This is a genomic window from Kluyvera chengduensis (genome assembly GCF_044197065.1).
GTDB lineage: Bacteria > Pseudomonadota > Gammaproteobacteria > Enterobacterales > Enterobacteriaceae > Kluyvera > Kluyvera ascorbata_C.
The window spans coordinates 904495-919889 of sequence record NZ_JBIQOI010000002.1 but is presented as its reverse complement, the minus strand read 5'-3'; the positions used below and the strand labels follow the sequence as shown (position 1 = coordinate 919889).

Genomic DNA, 15395 nt, shown 5'->3' with positions numbered 1-15395 from the left:
AGGGGCGTTTGCCCCTGAAGCCTTATGCTGCTTGCTCGCCAGACAGAATCTGTAGAATTTCCTGTACGCTGGTGGTCTGTGTCAGACGCTCAATCACGTCTTTATCATCCAGGGCGTTGGCTAAGCGGGCGATAACCTGAACGTGCTCGTTGTTGCGGGCGGCAATGCCGATAACCAGACGGGCAATATCGTCCGGCTCATCGCCGAATCGAACGCCTTCAGGGTACTGACAAATGACAATCCCGGTGCGCAGCACGCGGTCTTTGGCTTCTACGGTACCGTGCGGCACCGCGATGGATTCTCCAAGATAGGTAGTGGTCAGCGCTTCGCGCGCCAGCATGGCGTCAACGTAGTCCGGCTCAACGTAGCCACCGGAAACCAGCATCTCACCGGCAAAGCGGATGGCCTGCGCCTTATTCTCGGCGGTCAGGTTGAGGAAAATGTTGTCTGCGCTGAGCTTAAACAGATTCTCGTCGCGCTCGGTCCCGTCGAAAGCGTCGTCGTTCGCCGCGATAATCGTCTGGTTAATAAGACGGCTGTCGTTCGCGGCGGCAGGCAGTTTAGCCGCCAGCAGACGGGTGGTCAGGTCGGTATACAGACCGCTATCCAGGAAGTTGGAGAGCGACATATGCATCGCCTGTGGCGCAAAGCGCATGGCGCGTTCGGTTAAGTCCTGATGGGTAATCACCAGGTCAACATCGTCAGGCAGGCTGTTGATGGCGCAGTTGGTGACTGAAATATGGGTTAGACCCGCATCTTTAACCTTCTTACGCAGCACCCCTGCGCCCAGCGCGCTGGAGCCCATGCCCGCATCGCACGCCACGATGATTTTACGCACGTGGTGCAAATCTTTAGACAGGTCGAGCGTTTCGCTGCGCATCGCAGGCTGTGGCATCTCGCCGGAAGGTTTGCCACCGGATTTAGACTGCTGCTTCAGGCTCTGCATGCGGCGGGTGGCTTCGGCCAGACCGTTGCTCTCTTCATCGCCAACGCGAACGCGCTTCAGCAGCATTGAGGCGGTGAGGAAGGAGACCAGCGTTGAGGCCAGAATCGACAGCACCACGCCAATAATAGAAGCCTTCGGCGTCATCAGCAGTACGGCGAAGATAGAGCCAGGAGACGCCGGAGAGACCAGACCTGCGTTGAACAGGGTCAGGGTAAAGACGCCGGTCATGCCGCCCAGAATCACCGCCAGCAGCAGACGCGGGTTCATCAGCACGTACGGGAAGTAGATTTCGTGGATACCGCCGAAGAAGTGAATAATTGCCGCACCGCCCGCAGACTGCTTAGCGCTGCCTTTGCCAAAGAACATGTACGCCAGCAGCACACCGAGGCCTGGACCTGGGTTCGCTTCAATCAGGAAGAAGATAGATTTACCGGTTTCGGTGGCCTGCTGAATGCCCAGCGGTGAGAAGATACCGTGGTTAATGGCATTGTTGAGGAACAGGATTTTTGCCGGTTCAACAAAGATAGAGGTCAGCGGCAGCAGGTTGTTCTGCACCATGACGTTAACGCCGGTCGCCAGCGCTTTCGAGAGCAGCTCAACCATCGGGCCAATTGCCAGGAAGGCGAGCATCGCCAGCAGCATGCCGATAATACCGGCCGAGAAGTTGTTGACCAGCATCTCAAAGCCGCTTTTGATTTTACCGTCAACCCAGCGGTCGAAGCGTTTAATCGCCCAGCCGCCCAGCGGGCCGGCAATCATCGCGCCCATAAACATTGGCATATCGGCGCCAACGATAACGCCCATGGTGGTGATGGCACCAACCACGCCACCGCGTTCGCCGCCGATAAGGCGACCACCGGTATAACCGATTAACAGCGGCAGCAGATAGGTGATCATCGGGCCGACCAGTTTGGCTAACGTCTCGTTAGGAAGCCATCCGGTGGGAATAAATAATGCAGTAATCAAACCCCAGGCAATGAATGCGCCAATATTGGGCATCACCATATTGCTGAGGAAGCGGCCAAAATTCTGTACCTTGACCTTGATATCTGGTGATAACATAAAAACACCCCTCGTGGTGCGCGTCTTAGATGCTGCGCGTCGTCATAGTCGTGATGGTTTCGCCAAAAACCATCCAGTCGTTCTGTATGCAAAATCGACTCTATCACGGCGTTTTCATCTCGCGTACCCCGAGGGGTGTTTGTGATCTAGATCACCATCCAAACCCTACCAAATGGCCGTTTATAGTGATGCTCATCACATAAAAGGGCTGTAAGTCGGCAACAAAGCGAAAATATTGCCTTTCCCGGACAGATTTTTGTGATTTGAATCACCTTTTGTATTGGGCTGTTTGTTTTTGAATTGTGATCAAATTCACAAGATATATTTACATTCCACTGACACCTCCTTGCTTTCCCCTCACGCGTTGACCTTTACGTTAGAAAATTACAGCGCTGCGCCTCAGACGCAAAAAAGCCCTGCCAGGTTTCCCGAGCAGGGCTTTAACAGAAGGTCTTGCGATTAGCTGAACAGAGCGGTGATGGATGCGCTGCCGAGGCTATGGAAGTGCACGTTGAAGCCAACCATCGCGCCGCTGGCGCCTTCATCAACCTCAATGCTCTCAACGTCCATCGCATGGACGGTGAAGATATAACGGTGGGTTTCACCCTTCGGTGGAGCCGCGCCGCCGTAGCCCGCTTTGCCGAAGTCGGTGCGCGTTTGCAGCGCGCCCGCCGGTAAAACTACCAGGCCAGAACCTGCGCCGGTTGGCAGTTCGCGGGTATCTGCCGGGATATTAGCAACAATCCAGTGCCACCAGCCGGAGCCGGTTGGTGCATCAGGATCGTAGCAGGTCACGACAAAGCTTTTGGTGCCAGCGGGGACATCGTCCCATGCCAGATGAGGAGAAAGGTTCTCGCCATCGTAGCCCATGCCGTTGAACACCTGGCGATGGGGAAGCTTTTCACCGTCACGCAGGTCGTGGCTGATTAATTTCATCAACTGCCTCCTTTGTTAATCAACTGATTAACAAAGGAGTGTAGCGGCATCGCGGGCAGATTACCGCAGCTTATTGGATAAAAAATGTTTCCTGTTCGACGGCAAGACAGACCGCTCGGGTCAAGCGCGTCAGCTGCTGCGGGGTAATCGGGTACGGCGGCATCAGGTAAATCAGACGGCCAAACGGACGGATCCACACGCCCTGCTCAACGAAGAAGCGCTGGAGCAGCGCCGGGTTCACCGGATAGCGCGTTTCGACGACGCCAATGGCCCCCAGCACGCGGACATCGGCGACCAGCGGCGCGTCGGCTGCCGGGGCGAGTTCCCGCTTGAGCTGATATTCAATCGCCGCTACCTGCGTTTGCCATTCGCCGCTCTCCAGCAGCGCCAGGCTTTCTGTCGCTACGGCGCAGGCCAGCGGGTTGCCCATAAAGGTCGGGCCGTGCATAAAGCAGCCCGCTTCGCCGTTGCTGATAGTCTCGGCAACGTCACGGGTGGTGATGGCCGCGGAGAGCGTCATGGTGCCGCCGGTCAACGCTTTGCCAAGGCACAGAATATCGGCGCTGATACCCGCATGATCGCAGGCAAACAGCTTGCCAGTACGACCAAAACCGGTGGCAATCTCATCGGCAATCAGCAGAATTCCTTCACGATCGCACATCTTACGGATTCGTTTGAGCCACTCCGGATGATACATCCGCATGCCGCCTGCGCCCTGAACCACAGGCTCGAGGATTACGGCGGCAATCTCGTGGCGATGCGCGGCCATCAGGCGGGCGAAAGCCACCATATCGTACTCGTCAAACTCTCCGTCAAAGCGGCTATGCGGCGCGGGTGCAAACAGGTTTTCCGGCAGGTAGCCCTTCCACAGGCTGTGCATGGAGTTGTCCGGGTCGCACACCGACATCGCGCCAAAGGTGTCGCCGTGGTAGCCGTTGCGGAAGGTCAGGAAGCGCTGGCGCGACTCGCCTTTGGCCTGCCAGTACTGCAACGCCATTTTCATCGCCACTTCCACCGCTACCGAACCGGAGTCGGCAAGGAACACGCACTCCAGCGGCTCTGGAGTCATTGCCACCAGTTTACGACACAGCGATACGGCGGAAGGGTGGGTGATCCCGCCAAACATCACGTGTGACATCTGATCGATTTGCGTCTTCATCGCCGCATTCAGACGCGGGTGGTTGTAGCCGTGAATGGCCGCCCACCACGAGGACATACCGTCCACCAGATGCTCGCCGCTGGCAAGATGCAGCTCGCAGCCCTCGGCGGAAACCACCGGGTAGACCGGCAGCGGTTTGGTCATTGAGGTATAGGGATGCCAGATATGGCGGCTATCGAAGGCAAGATCGTCCGTTGTCATAATCGACTTGTAAACCATTTTGAAAAGTTTTAGGTTTACGAGTATAAACCGAACCGAAAATTAACAAAACCCCGGAGAAGCCAATGGCTAACCCTTTACGCTGGACAATGTCGCAGGTCACCGCTCTTTTCGATAAACCGCTGCTCGATTTACTGTTTGAAGCTCAGCAGGTTCACCGCCAGCATTTCGACCCTCAGCAGGTGCAGGTGAGTACGCTGCTGTCGATCAAAACCGGCGCGTGCCCGGAAGATTGCAAATACTGCCCGCAGAGCTCGCGTTACAAAACCGGGCTGGAAACCGAACGCCTGATGGAAGTTGAGCAGGTGCTTGACTCGGCGCGTAAAGCCAAGCTGGCGGGCTCGACCCGTTTCTGCATGGGCGCGGCGTGGAAAAACCCGAACGACCGCGATATGCCATACCTGGAACAGATGGTTCAGGGCGTGAAAGAAATGGGGCTGGAAGCCTGTATGACGCTAGGTACGCTGTCCGATAGCCAGGCAAGTCGTCTGGCGACGGCGGGTCTGGATTACTACAACCACAACCTCGATACCTCACCGGAATTCTACGGCAATATCATCACCACCCGCAGCTACCAGGAGCGTCTGGATACGCTGGACAAAGTGCGCGATGCCGGGATTAAAGTCTGCTCCGGCGGCATTGTGGGCCTCGGTGAAACCGTCACCGACCGTGCCGGGCTGTTGCTGCAGCTCGCCAACCTGCCAACGCCGCCGGAAAGTGTGCCGATCAACATGCTGGTGAAGGTCAAGGGCACGCCGCTGGCGGATAACGACGATGTCGATGCCTTTGATTTTATTCGCACCATCGCCGTCGCGCGCATCATGATGCCAACCTCTCATGTCCGTCTCTCTGCGGGCCGCGAGCAGATGAACGAACAGACCCAGGCAATGTGCTTTATGGCCGGCGCCAACTCGATTTTCTACGGCTGCAAACTGCTGACCACCCCGAACCCGGAAGAGGACAAGGATCTGCAGCTGTTCCGCAAACTCGGTCTCAACCCGCAGCAGACCACGGTGACGGCGGGCGATAACGAACAGCAGCAGCGTCTGGAGCAGGTGCTGATGACGCCGGATACCGAGGATTATTACAACGCGGCGGCGGTATGAGCTGGCAGCAGCGCATTGAACAGGCATTAAGCGAACGTCGGGAGGCTCAGGCCTTCCGTTCCCGCCAGCCGCTGGCACAAGGTGCGGGGCGCTGGCTGCTGCGCGGTGAGCGTCGTTACTGCAATTTTTCCAGCAACGACTATCTCGGCCTCAGCCAGCATCCGCAGGTGATACAGGCCTGGCAGCAGGGGGCCGAGCAGTATGGCGTGGGTAGCGGTGGATCCGGGCATGTGACCGGCTACCATCACGCGCACCAGCGCCTTGAAGAACAGCTGGCCGACTGGCTGGGCTATGACCGCGCGCTGCTGTTTATCTCCGGTTTTGCCGCTAATCAGGCGACTATCGCCGCGCTTGCCGGGCGTGAAGACCGGATCGTCGCCGATCGCCTCAGCCACGCTTCGCTGCTCGAAGCCGCCACGCTGAGCCCGGCGCAGCTACGACGCTTTCAGCATAACGACAGCCAGCACCTCTTGAGGCTGCTGGCGGCACCAACTGATGGTCAGCAACTGGTGGTCACGGAAGGGGTGTTCAGCATGGATGGTGACGGTGCGCCGCTGGTGGATATTGCTGCGGCCGCGCGCGACGCTAACGCCTGGCTGATGGTCGATGACGCTCACGGCATTGGCATCAACGGGGCAGGCGGGCGCGGCAGTTGCTATCAGCAGGGCGTGCATCCTGAACTGCTGGTGGTGACCTTTGGCAAAGCATTTGGCCTGAGCGGTGCGGCGGTACTGTGCAGTCAGGACGTGGCGGACTACTTTTTACAGTTTGCCCGTCACCTGATTTACAGCACGGCGATGCCGCCCGCGCAGGCGCTGGCGCTACAGGCCGCGCTAGCGGTGATTCGCAGCGATGACGGCGAGCAGCGACGCGAAAAGCTGGCACAGCACGTTGCCGCGTTTCGCCATGGTGCGCAGGGGCTGGATTTTGCATTGACGGATTCGCAAAGCGCGATTCAGCCGCTGATCGTTGGCGATAACCAGCAGACGCTCGTTCTGGCAGAACAACTGCGTGAGCAGGGCTGCTGGGTGACGGCGATTCGTCCGCCAACGGTGCCAGCGGGAACCGCGCGTTTACGCTTAACGCTGACCGCGGCGCACGAGCCGCAGGATATCGACCTATTGCTGGAGGTGTTGCATGGCAACCGTCAATAAACAGGCGGTGGCGGCGGCGTTTGGCCGCGCGGCGGCGCACTACCATCAGCACGACGAGTTACAACGTCTGAGCGCCCGGCAACTGCTGTCCCAGTTGCCGGGCCGGGCGTTTGAACACGTGCTGGACGCAGGCTGTGGACCGGGTAGCTACAGTCGCTATTGGCGCGATAAAGGCAGCCACGTCACGGCGCTGGATCTTTCGGCCGAAATGCTGGAGCAGGCGCAGCGTCAGCAGGCGGCAGATCGCTACCTACAGGCCGATATTGAAGCTATTCCGTTGCCAGCAGGCGGTTTCGATCTGGTGTGGAGCAACCTGGCGATTCAATGGTGTAGCGACCTCCGCGTGGCGCTGGCCGGGCTCTATCGCCAGCTTAGCCCCGGCGGCACGCTGGCCTTTACGACGCTGACGGCGGGCTCACTGCCGGAGTTGAACCAGGCCTGGGGCGCCGTCGACCAACGTCCTCACGCGAACCGCTTTCTTCCCGAGTCGACGCTCCAGCAGGCGCTGGCAGGCTATAACAGCCGCAGCGCTGCCACCTCTATCACGCTGACGTTTCCCGATGCGCTGAGCGCCATGCGCTCGCTGAAGGGCATCGGCGCGACGCATCTTCACGAAGGGCGCAGTCAGCAGCCGCTGACGCGGGGCAGGCTACAGCAGCTTCAGCTGGCGTGGCCGTCTCAGGCGGGGGCATTCCCGCTGACTTACCATCTTTTTACAGGAGTTATCTCGCGTGACTGAACGCTTCTATGTAACCGGCACCGATACTGAAGTCGGTAAAACCGTTGCCAGCACCGCGCTGTTACAGGCAGCACGTCTTCTGGGGCACCGTACGGCTGGCTATAAGCCTGTGGCATCCGGCAGTGAAATGACCGACGACGGTTTGCGCAACAGCGACGCGCTGGCGCTACAGCGCAACAGTGTGCTGCCGTTACGCTACGAGCAGGTGAATCCGTATACCTTCGCTGAACCTACGTCTCCGCATATTGTTAGCGCCGACGAACAGCGGCCTATTGAGGCTGGCGTACTGTCTGCCGGTTTACGCGCGCTGGAAGCGGAAGCGGATTGGGTACTGGTTGAGGGGGCGGGAGGCTGGTTTACGCCACTCTCCCCGACGTTGACCCTGGCGGACTGGGTCAAAATGGAGCAGCTACCGGTGATTTTGGTGGTGGGCGTGAAGCTTGGTTGTATCAATCACGCGGTGCTCACCGCGCAGGCGGTGCAGCAAGCGGGGCTGCGGCTGGCAGGCTGGATTGCCAATGATGTGACCCCTCCGGGTCGTCGTCATGCCGAATACCTCAGTACGCTTCAGCGAATGATTCCCGCTCCGATGCTGGGTGAAATTCCATGGCTCGGTGAAGCCGTGGATTCACCGTTGCTGGGGCAATACCTCGACCTGAGCGTACTTTAAGCACTTTTCTGGCATGTCCATTTCTTCGTTAACCCTCTTCATTCGTAAGCGCTAACCCGCAGATTACGTAAGGAAATCGCCTGTTTTGATGAACAAAATGGGCGTGCTTTTTCGCTGATTAATATCAAAATCGGGGATAAAATATTTTTTTTCATTCACGTTGACACGTTGTTGCGCAAATCGCCGGGTGCCGGGGGATAGGGGCTAGAGGTAGTTATCCACTATTCCTGTGGATAACCCTGTGTATTAGAGTTAGAAAACCTGCGGTAAACGAGAGAACATGCGGCCTGCGCCTGAATTGGTGCGAAACGCGGCTTTTAGTTGTTTTCTTTTATTATCAATAAGATAAATAAAAGCAATGGCGTAATAAAAAGTGCTGCAGATTGCCATAAAACTTTCATGACGTATATTGACAAATGTTAAAAGAGAAAAAATTCTGGGGATAACCTTATCTGGCTGGTGTTTTATCTTGTCAGAGAATAAATTTCAGCCGCTGGCGCTGGTTATTGCCCCGAATAGACGAAATACGATAAGTGATTACTGTTTTTATATCCAGTATTTTTTATTGGCAATTCGGCAGGTGACGAGTAGAATTAATCTCCAGCCCGGCCCATCCGTCATCAGGTAGCGTTATCCATGAGTAAACCCTTCAAATTGCATTCTGCGTTTAGTCCTTCAGGCGACCAGCCTGCTGCCATTTCACGCCTGAAAGAGGGGCTGGAAGACGGCCTGGCGCACCAGACGCTTCTGGGCGTGACCGGGTCGGGGAAAACCTTTACCGTCGCCAACGTCATTGCTGACCTTCAGCGCCCAACGATGGTGCTGGCGCCGAACAAAACGCTGGCCGCCCAGCTTTATGGTGAGATGAAGGCGTTCTTCCCGGAGAATGCGGTGGAGTACTTCGTCTCCTACTACGACTATTATCAGCCGGAAGCGTACGTTCCGAGTTCGGATACTTTCATCGAAAAAGATGCTTCGGTGAACGAACATATCGAACAGATGCGCCTGTCCGCCACCAAAGCGCTGCTTGAGCGCCGCGACGTAGTGGTCGTGGCCTCGGTGTCCGCTATCTATGGTTTGGGTGACCCCGATCTGTACCTCAAAATGATGCTGCACCTGACGGTGGGCATGATCATCGACCAGCGCGCCATTCTGCGCCGTCTGGCGGAATTACAGTACACCCGTAACGATCAGGCGTTCCAGCGTGCGACCTTCCGCGTGCGCGGTGAGGTTATCGATATTTTCCCGGCGGAATCTGATGACCTGGCGCTGCGCGTGGAGTTGTTTGACGAAGAGGTGGAACGCCTCTCGCTGTTTGACCCGCTGACTGGCCACGTTGATTCGACCATCCAGCGCTTTACTATCTACCCGAAATCGCACTACGTGACGCCACGCGAACGCATCGTGCAGGCGATGGAAGAGATCAAAGACGAGCTGGCAGACCGCCGCAAAGTGCTGCTGGCCAACAACAAAATGCTGGAAGAGCAGCGTCTGAGCCAGCGTACCCAGTTTGACCTCGAAATGATGAACGAGCTGGGCTACTGCTCCGGTATCGAAAACTACTCGCGCTTCCTCTCCGGGCGCGGGCCTGGCGAGCCGCCGCCGACGCTGTTCGACTACCTGCCGGCGGATGGCCTGCTGGTGATTGATGAATCCCACGTCACTATTCCGCAGATTGGCGGCATGTATCGCGGCGACCGCGCGCGTAAAGAGACACTGGTGGAATATGGCTTCCGCCTGCCGTCGGCGCTCGACAACCGTCCGCTGAAATTTGAAGAGTTTGAAGCGCTGGCACCGCAGACTATTTACGTCTCGGCGACGCCGGGCAATTACGAGCTGGAAAAATCCGGCGGTGATGTGATTGACCAGGTAGTGCGTCCAACCGGGCTGCTCGACCCGCTGATTGAAGTCCGTCCTGTTGGTACACAGGTTGATGACCTGTTGTCGGAAATTCGCAAGCGTTCGGTGATTAACGAGCGCGTGCTGGTGACGACGCTCACCAAGCGTATGGCAGAAGACTTAACGGAATATCTGGAAGAGCACGGTGAACGCGTTCGCTACCTGCACTCTGACATCGACACCGTAGAGCGTATGGAAATCATCCGCGACCTGCGTCTGGGCGAGTTTGACGTGCTGGTGGGGATCAACTTGCTGCGAGAAGGTCTCGACATGCCGGAAGTCTCGCTGGTGGCGATTCTGGACGCCGATAAAGAGGGCTTCCTGCGCTCCGAGCGTTCGCTGATTCAGACCATCGGTCGTGCGGCGCGTAACATCAACGGTAAAGCGATTCTCTACGGCGATAAAATTACCCCGTCGATGGCGAAAGCGATTGGCGAAACGGAACGCCGTCGCGAGAAGCAGCAGCGTTACAACGAAGAGCACGGCATTGTGCCGCAGGGGCTGGTGAAAGACGTTGTCGATATTCTGGCGATGGGCGAGGGGCTGGCGAAAACCAGAGCCAAAGGTCGCGGTAAGTCAAAATCGGCGGCATCAATCGTTGAGCCGGATGTTCAGGCACTGACGCCGAAAGCGCTCCAGCAGCAGATCACCACGCTGGAAGCGCAGATGCTCAAGCACGCGCAGAACCTGGAATTCGAAGAAGCGGCGGAAATTCGCGACCGGCTGCATCAGCTGCGCGAGTTGTTTATCGCGACGTCGTGAATGGGTGCACCCCCGGCGGGGACGGGCTACAGTCAGTTAGTAGGCCTGATAAGCGTAGCGCCATCAGGCATGTGTAGCCCGGGCGAGGCGTTTACGCCGACCCCGGGGCGGCACGAACGCCTCCCCAGACACTATTTCTCTGAATTGCGGCAGCCATCACGCGTCAGCCACCTGCCTTAAGGTTCACTTAATATAATCTGCTGATACTATCCGTAAAATCATTGAGGGTAGTGTTATGTCTAATCTGAATGTTCAGCAGTTGTTCACCGCACTTATCTCTGTCGCCATCGTTGCTGGCTTTATTTGCCAATGGATGCTGACCTTCTAAAGCGCCTTCGCGCCGGGTTGTTTAAACTCTACCCAAGCCCGCGTCCCGGTTTCGGTGTCGCGGTTTTGTAAAAAGAACGCCGCCTCATGTAGCTGAGCGATGCGCGTTACAATACTCAAACCCAGACCAATACCGCCGTAACGGCTGTCCATGCGGACAAATGCCTGGCTGAGCTCGCCTACCTTCGACTCATCAATCCCTGGCCCCTGGTCTTCCACTATCAACATAGGTCGTGAACCCTGTGCCAGAGACAGCGTAATGGTTGAAGCTTTCGGGCTATAGCGATGCGCGTTCTCGACCAGATTACGCAGCAGCAGCCGCAGCAGCGTGGCGTCTCCGGCGACGGTCAGCGTTGGCGTCGGTTCTGCAATCACCAGTTTTTGGGCACGAGCCTCAAGCATGGTCTCCAGTTCGCCTTTCAACGGCTCTATAACGTTACTCAACAAATTCACCTGCTGATAGCCACCTGCCGCGAATGACTGGCCCACGCGCGCCAGCTGTAGGAGTTGCGCAACGCTTTCGGTCATCTGGTCAAGACGCTGTAACAGCGGGGCCAGATTCAGATGCTGGGTTTTTTCCAATAGCTCAAGGTGGAGTTTTAACCCGGCCAGCGGCGTCCGCAGTTCGTGAGCCACGTCGGCGGTGAAGAGGCGTTCCCGGTTAAGCGTCTGCGTCAGGTTATCGACAAGCTGGTTGATGGCATTCGTCACCGCTTCCACTTCAACGGTGGTTTGCTGCAGATAGATGGGCTGTAAATTCCCCGGCGTACGTGAGTCCAGCTCCCGTTGCAGGTCGGCCAAAGGGCGGGTGATCCGCTTCACCGCCTGGAGGCAGAGATAGAGAGCAACGCCGATAATCAGCATACTGGGCACCAGCAGGCTAGCAATCGCTTCACGCACCTCGTGACGGATATGCTTGGCATTGTTGTGGTTGTGCATCAACATCGCCACTTCCAGCTCAATCTGTTCTTTGCTTTCGTGCCAGAGCCAGAACACGCTGATAAGCTGGCACACCACCAGAATGAGACCGATGGTGAGTAGCAACTGGTGGCGCATCGGCCATTTGCGGATGGAAAAGAGCGCCATGCCTTACTCCGCTTTGCTTATCGCGTTAACCAACTGATAGCCAAACCCGCGTACGGTACGAATCCGCGCTTTGCCGACTTTGTCACGCAGGTTGTGGATATGCACTTCCAACGTATTGGTCGCCGGTTCGTTATCCCAGTTGTAGATGTCGTTGTAGAGAATTTCGCGGTGTACCGGGCTACCGGCTTTCAACATCAGGCGCGAAAGCAGGGCATACTCTTTCGGCGTGAGATCCAGCAGCGCTTCGTCCAGCCAGACCTGGCGACGGGTGACGTTCAGGCGCAGATTCTCAACGGTAACTTCGTTATCGCCTTGATTCAGGTTACGTCGCAGCAGCGCGCGAATGCGGGCGTTGAGTTCTTCCAGCGCGAACGGCTTCACCAGATAGTCATCGGCGCCGGTATCCAGCCCCACCACGCGGTCTTCGAGCGTATCGCGAGCGGTCAGGATCAGCACCGGCACGCTCATCTTTTCCTGACGCATACGGTTGAGGAAGTGCAGGCCGTCTTCGTCCGGTAGACCTAAGTCCAGCACCACCAGACTGTAATGCCCGTTGGCCAGACTCAGCGCTGCCTGCTGCGCCGTTTCCACGCCGTCGCAGGCGTATCCTTCACTCTGCATTGCCAGAATCAGCCCCTGTAATAACAGGGTGTCATCTTCCACGACTAGTATTTTCATCTGCTGGCCTCTATTTACAGGTGGCTAGTATATCGTCTGCTGCGTGATATTCCTGGGTCTCTACGCCCGTTAACCCCAACATTGTAGAGAACAGATTATCCTGCGAGTAGTCATTTTCTTTGGCCTTTTGCTGCAGGCAGGTGTAATTAACGCCATAGCGTTTCTGATAATCATCAGATAACCATAACAGCATCGGCACATGTTTTTGTGTTTCCGGCGCAATAGAATAAGGCAGCCCGTGTAAATACACGCCGTTTTCGCCCAGCGATTCTCCGTGGTCGGAAAGGTAAACCAGACTGGTGGTGAATTTATCCTGTTTAGATTGCAGCAGTTTTATTGCTTTATCGACAATATGATCGACGTACAAAATGGTGTTGTCATAGCTATTTTTTAGCTGTTCCTGGCTACAGGACTGAATTTCACTGGTGTCACAGGTCGGCGTGAAGCGACGGAATTCCGGCGGGTAACGGTTGTAATAGGTTGGGCCGTGGCTGCCAATGGTGTGTAGTACAATGACGCCGTCGCCCGGCATATTATCAATGGTCTTTTCAAGGTCATGGAACAGCACATCATCGTAGCATTCGCCGTCGATGCACTGTCCTGGCAGTTTCAGTGCGGTGACATCCTGATGCGGAACGCGGTCGCAGGCACCTTTACAACCGCCATCGTTGTCATTCCACAGCACCTGAATGCCTGCACGTTGAATAATATCCAGCAGCCCTTCCTGATGGTGGGCTAACGACTCGTCATAACCGATGCGCGGCATATTCGAGAACATGCAAGGAACTGATACTGCCGTCGCGGTCCCGCAGGAGGCCGTTTTCGGGAAATAGACGACGTTATCTTTTGCTAATAGCGGATTGGTTTCGCGGCTGTAACCGCCCAGTGAGAAATTAGCGGCGCGCGACGTTTCGCCGACGATTAATATCGTCAGATTTTTACGTGGCCCATTTTTCATTACCGCTTTCTGTTTGGCATCTTCGCCAATTTTTACCAGCGGTAAATTATCCATCTCGTGGTGAAAATACCAGGAGTTCATCGCCACGATGCTGTTGGACGGGTTCAGTGATTTCACCAGTTCTTTATTATTGCGGAACAGTGAGGCGTAATCTTTATAGAACAGGCCAGCGACCAGGAGGATTAACAACGCCGATATGACCACGGTGCCTGCTCGCATTATGGTGCCGCGCCATACGCTTGCTGCGGGCTTAATTTTGAACCACCAGGCCAGCGCAATGGCGAGCAGGGCGGTAAAAGCAAACACCATAATCATCTGCCCGGAAAGCAGCGCGTAGCTTTCCGCAGGCGTGGTATCGAGAATATTGGTGATCATCGAACGGTCAACAATAATGCCGAAGTTCATCATGAAATACTGCGCGCTGGCGCTGAGCAAAATAAACAGCGTGGCGGCGACTTTCTCTAAGCGAATCACCGAAGCTAGGGCCAGCAAAATGGCCATTACCGCGAAGGCCACCATCGGCATGGACAGGAAAACCAGCGCGTTGTGAAGGCCATCGACCGGCAGCAGGGTATAGGCCTGGCGATAGAACGCGATGTTCAGCGCCAGAGCGATATACAGCGAAAACAGGATGATATAGGTCAGTCGGCTGACGACAGGCCGTTGACGAAACAGGCGAAGCATAACGTTGAATCCAGGGAAATTGATGTTCGCTATGCTGCCCGACGTTTTTTAAGACAACCTTAAGATTTTAATGAAACTCGACCAAAGGCCTGAAGCGCTTCTTCTAACGCGGCGCGCAAAAGGTGGCGATCGTGGCGATAAGGAATATCGCTTGCCTCCAGCGGTTGCTGAATCACCAGCTTGCCCTCGGTGCCACAGACTTCTGTCTTCGGACCGACAATCACGGCATCGATAACCGGCTTGCCAATATAGTGTTCCAACAGCGCAAGGCGATCGCCAAGCGTTAAATGGCCAGCAGGGCTGTGCTCGCGGCCCAGATTTTCGATATAGACCATCTGTGCAGGGGTACGCCGCAGCGCCTGCGCAATTTCAGGTAGCAGTAAAATAGGCAGCAGACTGGTATAAAAGCTGCCCGGCCCAATGAGAATCAAATCGGCTTCGGCAATGGCCTGCACGGCCTCCCGGGTGGCCGATACCGACGGCGTGAGCATAAGCTCCTGCGGTGGCAGGGCGAGTTGATCAATATTCACTTCGCCGTAGATTTCATGCCCCTCGCTGTCGATAGCCATTAAATCGACCGGCTGCTCGGACATGGGTATCAGTGAAGCCTCAACTTTAAGCAGATTTCTTATTAAATTGATGGCTTCTAAAGGCCGGACGCTCAGGTGATCCAATGCCTTTAACATCAGATTTCCGAGGTTATGACCAGAAAGTTCACCATTACCGCCAAAACGATACTCAAACATTGTTGAAGCGACGCTTGGTTCGGTAATTAACTGGTTGAGGCAGTTGCGCATATCGCCCCAGGCAATGCCGCCTTCAGAACGGCGAATACGCCCGGTAGAGCCGCCGTTATCGGTGGTGGTGACGATACCGGTCAGGCGAGAACCGAGCGATGACAGGGAGGACATCACGCGTCCAAGACCGTGCCCGCCGCCCAGCGCTACAACGCGGTCGAGATCGGCAAAAGTGCGATTGCGCATACAACTTCCTTATGACTGAAAAACCTG

12 protein-coding genes are annotated in these 15395 nt (G+C 56.2%); 5 read left to right on the top strand and 7 right to left on the bottom strand.

Features of this window, described 5'->3' with window-relative positions:
- Nucleotides 1–22: 22 nt before the first annotated feature.
- The 3 genes from ACH1XZ_RS09940 to bioA all read right to left on the bottom strand — a co-directional run bounded on the left by ACH1XZ_RS09940 (nucleotide 23) and on the right by bioA (nucleotide 4304).
- Entirely contained in the window at nucleotides 23–2008 is a 1986-nt protein-coding gene (locus ACH1XZ_RS09940) for a PTS mannitol transporter subunit IICBA (protein WP_395595413.1), read from the bottom strand.
- Between the two features lie 459 nt (nucleotides 2009–2467).
- Nucleotides 2468–2944, bottom strand: a complete 477-nt coding sequence (locus ACH1XZ_RS09935) for a kinase inhibitor (protein ID WP_395595412.1) — start codon at nucleotides 2942–2944, stop codon at nucleotides 2468–2470.
- 70 nt (nucleotides 2945–3014) lie between these two features.
- Nucleotides 3015–4304 (bottom strand): adenosylmethionine--8-amino-7-oxononanoate transaminase, encoded by a 1290-nt coding sequence (bioA, locus tag ACH1XZ_RS09930; RefSeq protein ID WP_395595411.1) that lies wholly within the window; start codon nucleotides 4302–4304, stop codon nucleotides 3015–3017.
- A gap of 83 nt (nucleotides 4305–4387) precedes the next feature.
- Here bioA and bioB point away from each other — a divergent pair, with 83 nt between their 5' ends.
- The 5 genes from bioB (at nucleotide 4388) to uvrB (ending at nucleotide 10652) form a co-directional block, all read left to right on the top strand.
- Nucleotides 4388–5428: a biotin synthase BioB gene (gene bioB, locus ACH1XZ_RS09925; protein ID WP_395595410.1), complete on the top strand. Its 1041-nt coding sequence runs from the start codon at nucleotides 4388–4390 to the stop codon at nucleotides 5426–5428.
- Nucleotides 5425–6582 (top strand): 8-amino-7-oxononanoate synthase, encoded by a 1158-nt coding sequence (bioF, locus tag ACH1XZ_RS09920; RefSeq protein WP_395595409.1) that lies wholly within the window; start codon nucleotides 5425–5427, stop codon nucleotides 6580–6582. The genes bioB and bioF overlap by 4 nt, the downstream gene beginning before the upstream one ends.
- Entirely contained in the window at nucleotides 6566–7321 is a 756-nt protein-coding gene (gene bioC / locus ACH1XZ_RS09915) for a malonyl-ACP O-methyltransferase BioC (RefSeq protein ID WP_395595408.1), read from the top strand. Before bioF ends, bioC begins: the two co-directional genes overlap by 17 nt.
- Nucleotides 7314–7991, top strand: a complete 678-nt coding sequence (gene bioD / locus ACH1XZ_RS09910; RefSeq protein WP_395595407.1) for a dethiobiotin synthase — start codon at nucleotides 7314–7316, stop codon at nucleotides 7989–7991. Before bioC ends, bioD begins: the two co-directional genes overlap by 8 nt.
- A gap of 636 nt (nucleotides 7992–8627) precedes the next feature.
- Nucleotides 8628–10652: an excinuclease ABC subunit UvrB gene (uvrB, locus tag ACH1XZ_RS09905; RefSeq protein ID WP_395595406.1), complete on the top strand. Its 2025-nt coding sequence runs from the start codon at nucleotides 8628–8630 to the stop codon at nucleotides 10650–10652.
- A 324-nt stretch (nucleotides 10653–10976) separates the two neighbouring features.
- Here uvrB and pmrB read toward each other — a convergent pair whose 3' ends face one another.
- The 4 genes from pmrB to yvcK are packed head-to-tail and all read right to left on the bottom strand — an operon-like array spanning nucleotide 10977 to nucleotide 15368.
- Complete coding sequence (gene pmrB / locus ACH1XZ_RS09900) at nucleotides 10977–12065, bottom strand: two-component system sensor histidine kinase PmrB (protein WP_395595405.1); 1089 nt, start codon at nucleotides 12063–12065, stop codon at nucleotides 10977–10979.
- 3 nt (nucleotides 12066–12068) lie between these two features.
- Entirely contained in the window at nucleotides 12069–12743 is a 675-nt protein-coding gene (pmrA, locus tag ACH1XZ_RS09895; protein WP_395595404.1) for a two-component system response regulator PmrA, read from the bottom strand.
- A 10-nt stretch (nucleotides 12744–12753) separates the two neighbouring features.
- The gene (gene eptA, locus ACH1XZ_RS09890; protein WP_395595403.1) at nucleotides 12754–14385 is read right to left on the bottom strand and encodes a phosphoethanolamine transferase EptA; all 1632 of its coding nucleotides are present in this window, start codon (nucleotides 14383–14385) and stop codon (nucleotides 12754–12756) included.
- A 59-nt stretch (nucleotides 14386–14444) separates the two neighbouring features.
- Nucleotides 14445–15368: a uridine diphosphate-N-acetylglucosamine-binding protein YvcK gene (gene yvcK / locus ACH1XZ_RS09885; RefSeq protein WP_035892239.1), complete on the bottom strand. Its 924-nt coding sequence runs from the start codon at nucleotides 15366–15368 to the stop codon at nucleotides 14445–14447.
- Between the last annotated feature and the right edge of the window lie 27 nt (nucleotides 15369–15395).